This is a genomic window from Micromonospora sp. C41, assembly GCF_018070485.1.
Lineage (GTDB): Bacteria > Actinomycetota > Actinomycetes > Mycobacteriales > Micromonosporaceae > Micromonospora > Micromonospora chalcea.
Genome location: NZ_JAGPXP010000032.1, coordinates 1 through 12,950, shown reverse-complemented (window position 1 = coordinate 12,950; position 12,950 = coordinate 1). Strand labels below are relative to the sequence as shown.

Annotated in this window: 12 protein-coding genes; 5 read left to right on the top strand and 7 right to left on the bottom strand. The window is 72.0% G+C overall.

The window, feature by feature from the left end; translation table 11 throughout:
• Positions 1 to 155: 155 nt before the first annotated feature.
• Genes KBX43_RS26115 through KBX43_RS26100 form a run of 4 tightly spaced genes read right to left on the bottom strand, consistent with a single transcriptional unit; the run spans position 156 to position 4,354 of the window.
• Positions 156 to 965 (bottom strand): inositol monophosphatase family protein, encoded by an 810-nt coding sequence (locus tag KBX43_RS26115; protein ID WP_064446657.1) that lies wholly within the window; start codon positions 963 to 965, stop codon positions 156 to 158.
• Positions 958 to 1,410 carry a response regulator gene (locus KBX43_RS26110; RefSeq protein WP_043328130.1) on the bottom strand — a complete coding sequence of 151 codons (453 nt, stop codon included), beginning with the start codon at positions 1,408 to 1,410 and terminating at the stop codon, positions 958 to 960. Before KBX43_RS26110 ends, KBX43_RS26115 begins: the two co-directional genes overlap by 8 nt.
• On the bottom strand, positions 1,407 to 3,134 hold the full coding sequence (locus KBX43_RS26105; RefSeq protein WP_210887645.1) for an ATP-binding protein: 1,728 nt from the start codon (positions 3,132 to 3,134) through the stop codon (positions 1,407 to 1,409). The genes KBX43_RS26110 and KBX43_RS26105 overlap by 4 nt, the downstream gene beginning before the upstream one ends.
• Before the next feature lie 26 nt (positions 3,135 to 3,160).
• On the bottom strand, positions 3,161 to 4,354 hold the full coding sequence (locus KBX43_RS26100) for a PP2C family protein-serine/threonine phosphatase (RefSeq protein ID WP_064446658.1): 1,194 nt from the start codon (positions 4,352 to 4,354) through the stop codon (positions 3,161 to 3,163).
• Positions 4,355 to 4,665: 311 nt separating this feature from the next.
• Between KBX43_RS26100 and KBX43_RS26095 the strand changes: the two genes are divergently transcribed.
• Both KBX43_RS26095 and KBX43_RS26090 read left to right on the top strand, forming a co-directional pair.
• Positions 4,666 to 7,044, top strand: a complete 2,379-nt coding sequence (locus tag KBX43_RS26095; RefSeq protein WP_209963356.1) for a M28 family peptidase — start codon at positions 4,666 to 4,668, stop codon at positions 7,042 to 7,044.
• 553 nt (positions 7,045 to 7,597) lie between these two features.
• On the top strand, positions 7,598 to 7,837 hold the full coding sequence (locus KBX43_RS26090) for a hypothetical protein (RefSeq protein ID WP_147265155.1): 240 nt from the start codon (positions 7,598 to 7,600) through the stop codon (positions 7,835 to 7,837).
• A 99-nt stretch (positions 7,838 to 7,936) separates the two neighbouring features.
• Here the strand turns inward: KBX43_RS26090 and KBX43_RS26085 are convergent, their stop codons facing one another.
• The 3 genes from KBX43_RS26085 to KBX43_RS26075 all read right to left on the bottom strand — a co-directional run bounded on the left by KBX43_RS26085 (position 7,937) and on the right by KBX43_RS26075 (position 9,473).
• Positions 7,937 to 8,191, bottom strand: a complete 255-nt coding sequence (locus tag KBX43_RS26085) for a Smr/MutS family protein (RefSeq protein WP_064446661.1) — start codon at positions 8,189 to 8,191, stop codon at positions 7,937 to 7,939.
• A gap of 59 nt (positions 8,192 to 8,250) precedes the next feature.
• On the bottom strand, positions 8,251 to 8,613 hold the full coding sequence (locus KBX43_RS26080; protein WP_018787684.1) for a M48 family metallopeptidase: 363 nt from the start codon (positions 8,611 to 8,613) through the stop codon (positions 8,251 to 8,253).
• An 89-nt stretch (positions 8,614 to 8,702) separates the two neighbouring features.
• Positions 8,703 to 9,473 (bottom strand): ROK family protein, encoded by a 771-nt coding sequence (locus tag KBX43_RS26075; RefSeq protein ID WP_069087764.1) that lies wholly within the window; start codon positions 9,471 to 9,473, stop codon positions 8,703 to 8,705.
• A gap of 85 nt (positions 9,474 to 9,558) precedes the next feature.
• Here KBX43_RS26075 and KBX43_RS26070 point away from each other — a divergent pair, with 85 nt between their 5' ends.
• The 3 genes from KBX43_RS26070 to KBX43_RS26060 all read left to right on the top strand — a co-directional run bounded on the left by KBX43_RS26070 (position 9,559) and on the right by KBX43_RS26060 (position 12,818).
• Positions 9,559 to 11,196 (top strand): ABC-F family ATP-binding cassette domain-containing protein, encoded by a 1,638-nt coding sequence (locus KBX43_RS26070; RefSeq protein ID WP_210887612.1) that lies wholly within the window; start codon positions 9,559 to 9,561, stop codon positions 11,194 to 11,196.
• 38 nt (positions 11,197 to 11,234) lie between these two features.
• Positions 11,235 to 11,552 (top strand): hypothetical protein, encoded by a 318-nt coding sequence (locus tag KBX43_RS26065; protein ID WP_043328117.1) that lies wholly within the window; start codon positions 11,235 to 11,237, stop codon positions 11,550 to 11,552.
• A 540-nt stretch (positions 11,553 to 12,092) separates the two neighbouring features.
• Positions 12,093 to 12,818 (top strand): methyltransferase domain-containing protein, encoded by a 726-nt coding sequence (locus KBX43_RS26060; RefSeq protein WP_210887609.1) that lies wholly within the window; start codon positions 12,093 to 12,095, stop codon positions 12,816 to 12,818.
• The last annotated feature ends 132 nt before the right edge of the window (positions 12,819 to 12,950 follow it).

The following is a 12,950-nucleotide window of genomic DNA, read 5'->3' as shown; positions in this document are numbered from 1 at the left end:
CCGTACACCGAGCGGCGTCTCCGCCGGCGCCGGTCGGCGGCCTGCTGGCGGAGACCGCCGGTCACGATACCGGAACACGCGCGACACGCCAGGCCGGCGACGGCGTACGGCGGCTGGCGTCGACGCAGCGTGCCGTGGCCGTCGCGCAGCGCCGCTCAACCACCCAGCAGGGCGGCGCTCACCTCGTCCCAGACGTCCGGGCTGGCCGCCACGAGCAGTCCCGTGCCGTCGTCGGCCGGGTGGTAGTCGGCGCCGTCGAAGCGGCGGGCCACACCGCCGGCCTCGCGCACCAGCAGGGTGCCCGGCGTGTGATCCCACGGCAGGGTGCGCCAGAACAACACGAACTGCTGCGCGCCGGTGAGGATGTCCAGGTACTCCCGGCCGGCGCAGTGCTGGCCGGGCAGCAACTCACCGATGCGGCGCCCGCCCTCCTCCACCTGGCGGCGGAAGTCCGGCGGCAGGAACTTCGTCGCCGCGGTGCCCCGCAGCGCGCCCACCCGCGGCTCCGCCGGCGGCGTCCGCAGCGTCGCTCCGTCCAGCCGGGTGCCCGCGCCGAGCCGGCCCGCCGCCATCGTGCCGTCCAGCGGGTCGTACACCCAGGAAGCCACCGGTACGCCGTCCGTGAGCAGCGCCGCCATCAGCGCGAACGGCCGCCGCCCGGCGGCGAAGTTGGAGGTGCCGTCGACCGGGTCGACGAGCCATACGTCACCGCTGCCGCGCAGGTGCCGCAGCAGGTCCGGGTCCTCGGCGACGGCCTCCTCGCCGACCACCACCGAACCGGGCAGCAACTGACGCAGACCCTCGGAGATCAGCGCCTCGGCCTCCCGGTCGGCGACAGTCACCACCTCGCCGGGCGCCTTCTCGGAGATGTCGGCCTCGTCGAGCCGGCGGAACAACGGCACGACGACCTTGGCCGCCGCCTCCCGCAGCAGCGCGCCGACGTCGTCCAGCAGCGGGTCAGCCACGCGGAGGCAGCTTGACCACGCTGACGAAGAACTCGTCGATCTGGCGGACCACCGAGATGAAGCGTTCGAAGTCCACCGGCTTGGTCACGTAGGCGTTGGCGTGCAACTGGTAGCTGCGCAGGATGTCCTCGTCGGCCTGCGAGGTGGTGAGCACCACGACCGGGATGCGGCGCAGTTCCCCGTCCTTCTTGATCTCCTCCAGCACCTCCCGGCCGTCGCGCCGGGGCAGGTTCAGGTCGAGCAGGATCAGGTCGGGCGTCACCGCGTCCGCGTACTGGCCCTCACGGCGCAGGTACGCGAGCGCCTCGGCGCCGTCGGAGACGACGGTGAGGCGGTTGCGGAGCTTGTGCTCCTCGAACGCCTCCTGGGTCATCAGCACGTCGCCCGGATCGTCCTCGACGAGCAGGACCTCGATCGGGCTTTTGCCGTCCGCGGGCGCGGTCATCCCACCGTCTCCTTCATGCCACCGTTTGTACCGTGTCCGTCCGCCTCCGCGGGCGGCTCTTCGCGTGCTTCGCCGTCCGGCTGACGCCCGACGGCCGCCGGGTCACCCTCGGCGGCCTCGGCCTGCGCCCCGGCCTCGGCCACCTCCGCCGCTTCCGCCGCCTTGGCGGCCTCGATGTCGGCCTCCAGCGCGGGCAGCGTGAACCGGATCGTGGTGCCCTCGTCGGCGTCGGTGTCCACCCAGACCCGGCCGCCGTGATACTCCACGATCTTCTTGACGATCGCCAGCCCGATGCCGGTGCCCGGGTACGCGTCCTTCGAGTGCAGCCGCTGGAAGATCACGAAGATCTTGTCGGCGAACTCCGGCTCGATCCCGATGCCGTTGTCCCGGCAGCTGATCTCCCACTCGCCGTCGACCAGCCGCGCCGACACGTGCACCTTCGGCGGCACATCCGGGCGGCGGAACTTCACCGAGTTGCTGACCAGGTTGACCAGCAGGTTGGTCAACAGCGGCTCCTCGCCGCGGATGGTCGGCATCTCGCCCCAGGTCAGCTCCGCGTCGGCGTACTGCACGGCCGCCTCGGTCTGCCCCGCCACGTCGCCCATCACCTTGTTCAGGTCGACCTCGGTGAAACCGGTGGTCAGCCGGCCGATCCGGGAGAACGCCAGCAGGTCGTTGATCAGCCGCTGCATGCGCTGCGCGCCGTCCACCGCGAACGCGATGTACTGGTCGGCGCGCTCGTCGAGCTGCCCGGCGTACCGCCGCTGCAGGAGCTGGCAGAAGCTGGCCACCTTGCGCAGCGGCTCCTGCAGGTCGTGCGACGCGACGTAGGCGAACTGCTCCAGGTCACGGTTGGAGCGGGTCAGCTCCTCGGCCTGCTTCTGCAACTGGCTGTTGACCCACTCGATGCGCTCCCGCGCCTCGCGTACCTCGTCCAGCTCGCGGGCGATCTTCATCCGCATCTGGTCGATGTCCTCGGCGAGGCGGCGGAACTCCGGCGGCCCGGACCCCTCGATGCGGTGCCGGTAGTCGCCGTCGGCCACCTCACGCACCTGGCCGACCAGGGCGGCCAGCGGGCGGATCAGGATCCGGTCCAGCGAGAGCAGCATGACCACGCCGGCCGTCGTGACCACCAGCGCGGCGATGATCAGCAGCACGACAAGCGTGTTGCTCGTCGCGTTGACGCGGTCGGCGGTCTCCTGCCGGACGGTGAGGATCTCGTCCTGGAGCGTGTTCACCGACGAACGGATGCCGTCGAACTGCTGCCGCGTCGCGTCGGTGATCAGCGCCTGGCCCGCCGCCGCGCCGTCCCGCTCGACCGTGCTGATCACCGGCTCGGCCACCTGGCTCCGCCACTGCGCGGTCTTCTGCTCCACCACGTCCAGCGACCGGCGCACGTCCGGGTAGTCGGCGGAGAGATCGCGGATCGAGGCGGCCAGGCTCTGCTCGCGCTTCACGCCCTCCTGGTACGGCTCCAGGTCGGTGCGGTCGCCGTTCACCGCGTACCCGCGCACCGAGGTCTCCTGGTCGAGCAGCGCGCTCATCAGCTCCTGCGCCTGCACCCGCAGCGGACCGGTCTTGAGCAGCACCGCGTCGATGTTCTGGCGGTTCTGCGCGGCGACCGCCGCCTCCGCGCCGGCCAACCCGAGCAGCAGCACGACCACCACGCCGAGCAGCGCGGCCACCCGCCGCCGCAGGGTCCACCCCTGCTGGTACGCCTTCACCGGTTCCTCCCCGTCGCCCTTCGCGCTCACCGGCCGCTGCCCCGCGTGACCAGCAACATCGCCACGTCGTCGGCCAGCGGGCCACCGTTTATCTGCTCGGCGCGCCCCACCAGCCAGGCGGGCAGCTCGGACAGCGGCACCGCACGGTTGGCCGGGTCGGCGAGCAGATCGGTCAGACCGGGCACGTCGAGCCGTTCGTCACCGCCGTCCACCCGGCCCTCGATGAGGCCGTCGGTGTACATCAGCAGGGACCAGTCGTCGGTGTCGAACTCCAGGTCGAAGGCGATCGGGCGGCGCGGCCGTACGCCCAGCAGCAGCCCACCCCTGGCCGGCACCGGCGCGACAGTGCCGCCGCTGAGCAGCAGCGGCGGCGGGTGACCCGCGAGGCGTACGGTGGCCCGCGCCGACGCCAGGTCGAGCCGGGTGGTGGCCACCGTCGCGAAGATCTCCTGGAGGCGGCGCTCGCTCATCAGCACCTGCTCCAGCGCGGGCAGCACCTCGTCGTCCGGCACCCCGGCCAGCACCAGCGCCCGCCAGGCCACGCGCAGCTCGACGCCGAGCGCCGCCTCGTCCACGCCGTGCCCGCAGACGTCGCCGACGATCAGGTCGATCCGGTCGGGCCGGGTCTGCACCACGTCGTAGAAGTCGCCGCCGATCAGCGCGGCGTGCCGGCCGGGCCGGTAGAACGTGTGCACCGACACCTCGTCGGTGGTCATCAACGGCTGCGGCAGCAGGCCGCGCTCCAGGCGGGCGGACTCGGCCTGGCGCAGCTCCACCTCACGCAGCCGGCGGGCGTTCTCGTCGGCCCGCTTGCGCTCCACCGCGTACCGCAGCGCCCGGGTCAGCAGGACCCCGTCGACCTGGCCCTTGACCAGGTAGTCCTGCGCGCCCTCGGCGACCGCGACGATGCCCAGGTGCTCGTCGGACCGGCCGGTCAGGACGCAGACCGCCGCGCCGCTGGCCATCTCCAGCACCCGGCGCAGCCCGTCCAGGCCCTGCGCGTCGGGCAGGCCCAGGTCGAGCAGCACGCAGTCCACGCCCATCACCCGCTGCCGGGCCTCGCTGAGACTGGTCGCCACCAGCAGGTCGATCATCGAGTTGGTCTCGGCGAGCAGCTCGCCGACCAGGAAGGCGTCGCCCTCGTCGTCCTCGACCAGCAGCACCCGTAGCCGCTCGCCCGGCGGTACGCCGCCGTGCAGCCCCGCCCCGGCCGACGGCACGTGGACGGCGCCCGATGCGCCGGAACCCCGCTGCGGTCGGGTAACCGCCGCGAGTCGCGGGAGTTCGCTGGTGATGTCGGGCTCCTTCCGAATGCCCTGCTGATCCTGACTCAGACCACAGTCATACACAACGCGGCCGACACCGGCGCGGCGGAGCGGGTGACCGGTCCACCTCCACAGCGGCACGGTCGACAGACGATGTTACGCCGGGAGCGCTGTCACGCCCGCAGCGCACCGTCCGAGGACTGCCGCCGCAGCCCCCGGGGGTGCAGGATGATGCCCACCCCGTTGATCCACCCCGAGGAGTCCCCGTGGGCGCACCCCCCACCCGTCCCGCCGACCGGGCGCTCACCAAGCCCCGCCGCCGGCTGACCAGCGCCGTCGCCGCGCTGATCGCGCTGCTCGCCGTCGGGGCGGGCGTCCTGGTCGGCCTCTCCACCCCGGCGCCGGCCCCGGCGGACGCGCCCGAGCGCGAGTTCAGCGCCGCCCGGGCGTACCGGAACGTCGAGGTGATCGCGGCCGAGCCGCACGTGGCGGGCAGCGCCGCGAACGACCGGGTACGCGAGCACCTGGTGGCGACGCTGCGCGGGCTGGGGCTGCAGACCGAGGTGCAGGACGCGGTCGCGCCCGAGGCCGGGCAGCTGTCCGGCGCGGCCGGCGGGGCCACGCTGGCCCGGGTCCGCAACGTGGTGGCCCGGCTCCCCGGCACCGACCCGACCGGGAAGGTGTTCCTGGTCTCCCACTACGACTCGGTGCAGACCGGGCCGGGCGGCAACGACGACGCCGCCGGCACCGCCACGATCCTGGAGGTGGCACGGGCGCTCACCACCGGCCCGCGCCCCCGCAACGACATCGTCTTCGTGCTCACCGACGCGGAGGAGGCGTGCCTGTGCGGGGCCGCCGGGTTCGCCGGCGACCACCCGCTCGCCCGTGAGGGCGGGGTGGTGCTCAACCTGGAGGCGCGCGGCTCCACCGGCCCGGTGATCATGTTCGAGACGTCCCGGAACAACGCGAAGCTGGTCGAGGTGTTCGGCAAGGCCGCGCCGCACCCGGTGGGCACCTCGTTCGCGGTGGAGATCTACCGCGCGCTGCCGAACGACACCGACTTCACCGCGTTCCTCGACCGCAAATTCGTGGGCCTGAACTCGGCGTACATCGACGGCGGCGCGATCTACCACACCCCGCTGGACGTGCCGGCCCGGGTGGACCGGGGCAGCCTCCAGATGCACGGCGACAACGCGCTCGGCCTGGCCCGCGAATTCGGCCGCACCGACCTGGGCGACCTGCGCGCCGGCCACGACGACACCTACTTCCCGGTGCTCGGCGGCCTGGTGAGCTACCCCGGCTGGCTGACACTGCCGCTCGCCGTCGCCGCGCTGCTCGCCGTCGGCGCGCTCGGCTGGCTCCTGCGCCGCCGGGGCCGCGCCACCGCCGGCACGCTCGCCGCCGGCTTCGGCCTCACCCTGCTGCCGGTCGTCGTGGCGCCGCTCGGCGCGTGGCTGCTCTGGGCCGCGATCACCACGATCCGCCCCGGGTACGCCGAGCTGCTCGACCCGTACCGCCCGGTCTGGTATCGGCTCGCCGTGGTGGCGCTCTCCGCCGCGGTGCTGTTCTGCTGGTACGCGCTGCTGCGCCGACGGGTCGGCCCGGCCGCGCTGGCGTTCGGCGGGCTGGCCTGGCTCGCCGTGTTCGGCGTGCTGCTGGCGGTGGCGGTGCCCGGTGGGGCGTACCTGACGACACTGCCCGCCCTGGCCGGCGCGCTCGCCGGTTTCGCCGCGCTCGCCACCCGGCGCGACGGACCGTGGCCGGTGGTCGCGGTGACACTCGCCGCCGCGGTGGCGGTGGTGATCCTGCTGCCGCCGGTGGTGCTGCTGTTCCCGGCGCTCGGCATGGGCATGGGCGCGGTAGCCGCGCTCGTCGCGGTGCTGCTCGGCCTCGCCGTACTCCCGGTGGTGGACCTGCTGCACCCCCGGGCCAGCGGCCAGCGCGGCCTGCTCGCGCTGCGCGCACGCCGGCTCGGCGCGCTGCCCGCCGCGGCCGCCGCGCTGGCGGCGGTGGTGCTCGCCGGGGTCGGCCTCGCCGTGGACCGCTTCGACGCCGCGCATCCCGTGCCGACCCACCTGATGTACGCGCTGGACGCGGGCACCGGGAAGGCGGCTTGGCTCACGCGCGAGGAGAAGCCGCAGCCCTGGACCGACGGCTACGTCGACCGGAGCATCGCGGTGGCCGACGACTTCCCCGGGCTGGGCAACGGTGAGATGCGCGCCGGACCGGCCGCCGCGGCGCCCCTGCCCGCCCCGAAGCTGGACCTGCTCTCCGACACCCGCACCGGTGACCAGCGCGTGCTGCGCCTGCGCGTGACGCCGCAGCGGCAGGTACGCCTGCTCACGCTGCACGTCGACACCAGCACCGCCACCGTGCGGTCCGCCTCGGTGGCCGGGCGGGACGTGCCGGTCGAGCCGGGCGACGGCAGGTGGGGGTTCGGGATCGTGTTCCACGCCCCGCCGCCGGACGGTGTCGAGGTGACGCTGACGCTCGTGCCCGGCGCCGGGGCCGTTTCGGTGCGCGCGATGGACGCCAGTGACGGGCTCTCCGGGGTGCCCGGGTTCCGGGAGCGGCCGGAGGGTGTGGGCGTGGTCGGCTCGCACAGCTCGGAGATGCTGGCGGTGGCGCGCACGTACCCGCTCTGACCGCCACTTACTTGCACCACCTCGCCGAAGTGGCGGTATCCCCGCGCCGGGATACCGCCACTTCGGCGTACTGGAGTGGATCAAGACTAGAGCAAGCCGCGCCCGATCGTGCTGACAGCGATGGGGCGGCCGGCAAACGGCCTGATGTTGAACGGCACTCTCCCCCGACTGCGCCATTAGCCATCCAGGAGTGCCTGAGCGCAACAACCAGGAAATGCTTACGAGCGGTAGCGCTTCGTGACAGACATCATGCCCTTGCGCCCGCTCATCTTCCTCGATAGCTTGCTACGAGCAACGGGCACCGGCCGCTCACGGAAGGTGTGTGGCCCAACTATCGGGGGATTCCTTGCGTCTGATTAAATTGCGGTCCGCTGTTGCGTCGATTCTCATAGCCGCAGGTCTGGTTGGAGTCGCGTCTCCTGCGAATGCCGCCGCAACCGCTTACCTGACCAAGTCGACGAAGCTTGCGCGGATCCCGGCGGAGGGCATGGCCACTGCGTGCATCTCCAGGCAGATCCAGCTCGCCTCGGGTACCTACTCGTGGGGTCACGTCATGCTCAACCAGGAAGGCTATCAGGAAAGAAGTATCTATCTTACTGCCGCGAACTACAACTGGAAAGAGTGCATTGATCCGCGTTCCGGATACTACACTCTCACCGGCTCCCTGCAAGTTATCGTAGACTCGGACCCCCTTCCGGCGGCCCACCTCGAACCGCTCGATATTGATATCCGCGGCATGAGCGATGAAGACCAGAATTGGACCTGGGGTAGCTACATAAACCCCAAGTTCTGACACGGACGGCGGCACGTGCCGGAGCACCCGGAAACGGCATGATCTTGCTTTCGGCCCCCTCTGAACGACCCAGGACGCAGGTCAGGGGGCATGCCGGTTCTACTTCCAGCGGAAATGCACGAACAAACGGCCGAAGTTCTTCGAGTCCTTCTCGACCCGGTGGTAGAGCTGCTTCACGTCCTTCTGGTCGAGGAACCGCAGCACCTTCTTCTTCAGCGCGCCCGACCCCTTACCCGGGATGATCTCCACGAGCGTGGCCTTCTTCGCCACCGCCTCGTCGATGATCCCGCGCAGTGCACGATCGATGTCGTGGCCCTTGTTGTAGATGTCGTGGAGGTCGAGCTTGAGCTTCACGGTCCCATCCTAGGTACGCGGAAGGGCAGCCCGGGCGGGCTGCCCTTCCGCGTGATCAGTCAACGGCCGACCTTGCCCTCCACCCGGCGCAGCGCGGTGGCGTAGTCGGTGTTCGTCGAGTACATCGCGGCCGCGATGCGCAGGTGCCGCAGCGCGTCCACGGGCCGGTTCATCCGCTCCAGCGTGCGGCCGAGCACGTGGTGCGCGTAGTGGTCGCTCGGGTCCCGGTCGACCAGCTCGCGCAACTGCTCCTCGGCCCGGTTGAGCTGGGCCGACTGGAAGTAGGCGCGGGCCAGCAGCTGCCGGACCGACGAGTTGTCCGGCTCGGCCTCGATGATCGGTTCGAGCAGCCGGGCCGCTCCGGTCGGGTCACCCGCTTCGAAGAACATGGTCGCCCGCCGGTACTCCGCCAGAAGATCCACTCGACCCACCTCCTCGTGTCGCGCCAGGCCCTTGGTCCGACGCTGGCACAACACCGGCGGGAGCGCGAGTGTTCCTGCGGGGCGAAAGATCAGGTTGTGGGGTCGTACCGGCCGCCGACCAGGTCCCAGGCCCGGACACCGCCGACGATTCCGGCAGTGTTCGGGACGATCACCACGTCATCGCCCATCCGGGCCACCTGCTCGGGCCGGATGAGCCGGGAGTTGCCGCCGCCGAGGTACAGCCGGTCCCAGCGGAACACCGGCCGCAGGCCGTCCACCACCTGCCGGATCCGCCGGGACCAGAACGCGTCGCCGAGGCGCCGCCGTTCCGGCTCCCCCACGTACGTGTCATAGGTGGTGTTCCACCGCACCGGCGCGTGCGACAGCTCCAGGTGCGGCGCCAGCACCCCGCCGTCGAACAACGCGCTGCCCAGCCCGGTACCGAGCGTCAGCACCAGCTCGCAGCCGGTCCCGGCGACCACGCCCGCGCCGTGCACCTCGGCGTCGTTCAACACCAGCGCCGGCACGCCGAAGGCCTCGGCCAGCGCGGTACGCGCGTCGTACCCGGACCACTCGGCCAGCAGGTCCGGGTCGACGCGGCTGCGCGGCCCGGACCGCGTCACATAGTGCGGCGTGGCCACCACGACGCCGTGCCGGATCATGCCGGGCATGCCGACGGTGAGCCGGTCCGCCGTGGGCAGGCGGGCGCCGAGATCCAGCAGCGTCTTGACGAACAAGGCAGGCGGCAGCGGGTACGGCGTGGGCACGCGCAGCGGCCGGGCGCGCATGGTCCCGGCGGCATCCAGCACGGAGGCCTTGATCCCGCCGCCACCGCAGTCGATCGCCAGTGTGGTCACCACGGCTGTGAGTCTCCCTCAGATCGGTGCCGCCGCGAGCGTGGGTCGCGGTAATCCGGATGCGCACGCCGGTAGGCTCGGTGCCCTGATGAGCGCCACGTTGATCGCCAAGGACCTCACCGCCGGCCACGGTGACCGCCTCCTCTTCGAAGACCTCGACCTGGTCGTCGCGCCCGGCGACGTGGTGGGGCTGGTCGGGGTCAACGGCGCGGGGAAGTCCACGCTGCTGCGTACCCTCGCCGGGCTGGTCCCACGCGAGCAGGGCACGGTCTCGCTCAGCCCGCCCACGGCGACGGTCGGCTACCTGCCGCAGGAGCCGGAGCGCCGGCCCGGCGAGACGGTCCGCGAGTTCCTGGCCCGGCGCACCGGGGTCAGCGCCGCGCAGGCCGCGCTCGACGCCGCCACCGAGGCGCTCACCGCCGGGGCGGCGGGCGCCGACGACGCGTACGCGAATGCTCTGGAACGTTGGCTCGACCTCGGCGGCGCGGACCTGGACGAGCGGGCCGCGCAGGTCGCCGCGGAGCTGGGTCTCGACGTCGGCCTCGACCATCCGATGACCGGCCTGTCCGGCGGGCAGGCCGCCCGCGCCGGGCTCGCGTCGCTGCTGCTCAGCCGGTACGACGTCTTCCTGCTCGACGAGCCCACGAACGACCTCGACCTGGCCGGGCTGGACCGGCTGGAACGCTTCGTCACCGGGCTGCGCGCCGGGACCGTGGTGGTCAGCCACGACCGCGAGTTCCTCACCCGCACCGTCACCCGGATCGTCGAGCTGGACCTGCATCAGCGGCAGGTCAACCACTTCGGCGGTGGCTACGCGGCCTATCTGGAGGAGCGGGAGGTGGCGCGCCGGCACGCCCGCGAGGAGTACGAGGAGTACGCCGACACGAAGGCCGACCTGGAGGCGCGCGCCCGCACCCAGCGGGCGTGGATGGAGAAGGGCGTCAAGAACGCCCGGCGCAAGGCCACCGACAACGACAAGATCGGCCGCAAGTTCCGCACCGAGTCGACCGAGAAGCAGGCCGCGAAGGCCAAGCAGACGGCCCGGCTGATCGAGCGGCTGGAGGTGGTCGAGGAGCCGCGCAAGGAGTGGGAGCTGCGGATGGAGATCGCCGCCGCGCCCCGCGCCGGCGCCGTCGTGGCCTCGCTGCGAGGAGCAGTGGTACGCCGTGGCGGCTTCACGCTCGGCCCGGTGGACCTGCAGATCGACTGGGCCGACCGGGTGGCGATCACCGGGGCGAACGGCTCCGGCAAGAGCACCCTGCTCGCCGCGCTGCTCGGGCGGCTCCCGCTGGACGAGGGGCACGCCGCGCTCGGCCCCGGCGTGGTGGTCGGCGAGGTCGACCAGGCCCGGGGACTCTTCCTCGGCGACCAGCCGCTGCTCGACGCGTTCGGCGCCGCCGTACCCGATCTCGCCCCGGCGGACGTGCGGACGCTGCTGGCGAAGTTCGGGCTGCGCGCCGACCACGTGCTGCGGCCGGCGGCGACGCTGTCCCCCGGCGAGCGGACCCGGGCCGCGCTGGCGCTGCTGCAGGGGCGCGGCGTGAACCTGCTGGTGCTCGACGAGCCGACCAACCACCTCGACCTGGCTGCGATCGAGCAGCTCGAATCGGCGCTGGCGAGCTACCCGGGCACGCTGCTGCTGGTGACCCACGACCGGCGGATGCTCGACGCGGTGAGCGTCAACCGGCGGCTGCGCGTGGCGGACGGAGGGATCGCCGAACACTGATCCATGCCGAGTCGGCCGGGCGGGTCCACAATGAGCGCATGCTCAAGTGGGAGTACGCGCTGCTGGTCCGTCGTCGTCAACCCGCGTCGACCGACCTCGGGTTCGAGGTCGTCTTCATCTGGTACGGCCCGGACGGCTCCATGATCGACGTGACACCGTACGGCGACACCGCGCTGGCCCACCTGAACCGGGCCGGTGACCAGGGCTGGGAACTGGTCGCGATGAGCGAGGACCCGTCGCTGCCCGGCAACAACGAGCTGCACCGCTACCACCTCAAGCGCCCGAAGGCAGCGGCGGCCCAGCCGCGCCAGCGGATGCGCAGCTCCCGCACCATCCGCCGAACCCTCTCCCCCTGACCCTCCTCCCTCCCTCCCCGCCCCTCCCGCCCCTCAGCGCGTCGATCTTGCAGTTGCGGCCCCTCGCCTGCCCCTTTTGCGAGCTTGGCCCGGGCCACAACTCCACGATCGACAGCGCCCGCCCCCAAGCCTCCCGTCGGAGCGTGCACCCCCCGGCCCGAAACCGGCGGTGATCAAGGAGTTCGTGTGGACGTCGCCCTCGAAAAAGGACACAAACTCCTTGATCAACGGGGTGGGGGGTGGCCTCTCGCGATCGAGGAGTTCGGGTCCATCCACGCCGACGCCAGCACGAACTCCTTGATCCCCGAGTCGCGGGAGATCTTGTAAGGAAAGTGCCCCATGACCGCCGAAATCTTCCAAGATCTCGGGCGCGCCCCGGTGATCAAGGAGTTTGTGTCCTCGCGGGCGTCTTCTGGTGACACAAAGTCCTTGATCAACGGGGTGGGGCGGGGCGGACGGCGGGACGGGGTGGAGGAGGACGGCGGACGGGTCGGGGCATATTGGGGTGAAATGGGGGTAACGGGCCGCCGGAGGTGGCGCATGGTGGCGATGGGGCAGACCGCGCTCTCGGGTGAGCGACTCCGGCAGACCGACGAGTTTCTCGCCGAGGCGTGGGCCGACCTGGTCCGGCACGACGAGCGGCTACGCGGGACGACCGTCGAGGTGCGCTTCGACCGGGGGGTGGCGCACCTGACCGGCGCGGTCGCCGACCCGGCGCAGTTGCGGCTGGTACGGGAGTTGATCGGCCGGCTGTCGGGCGTACTCGGGGTCTGGTGCCGGGTCGCCGTGGGCGGGCGGGCGCCGGTGGTGGTCGACCTGGGCTGCGGTGCGACCAAGCAGTGGCCGGGCAACCTGGGGCTGGACATCTATCCGGCGCCGGGGGTGAACGCGGTCGCCAATCTCGCCGGCTCGCTGCCGCTGCGCGACGCCTCGGTGGACGTGTTCTTCGCGGTGCACATCGTCGAGCACCTGATCGACTTCCTGCCGCTGTTCGACGAGTGCCACCGGGTGCTGCGGCCCGGCGGTGTGCTCCACGTGATGAGCCCCTGGTGGCGGCACGTCAACGCGGTGGCCGACCCGACCCACGTACGCCTGCTGGACGTGCAGACGTTCAAGGGCATCTGCGGTCAGCGCCCGCCGGGTACGCCGCGCTGGTATCCGCTGCACGTCGGCTGCGACGGCGCGTCGGTCTTCGCCGACCTCACTCCCCTGTCCCCGGACGCGCCGCCCCCACCCGCATCCCACCTGGCCCGCTTCTTCGACTGACCCCGGCCGAGCCGGACCCACCCCGGCCCCACCCCGGACCCGGACCCGGACCCACCCCGGCCCCGGACCCACCCCGTCGATCATGAAGTTGGCGGCACTCACGGAGATCGACATCGCCGCCAACTTCATGAT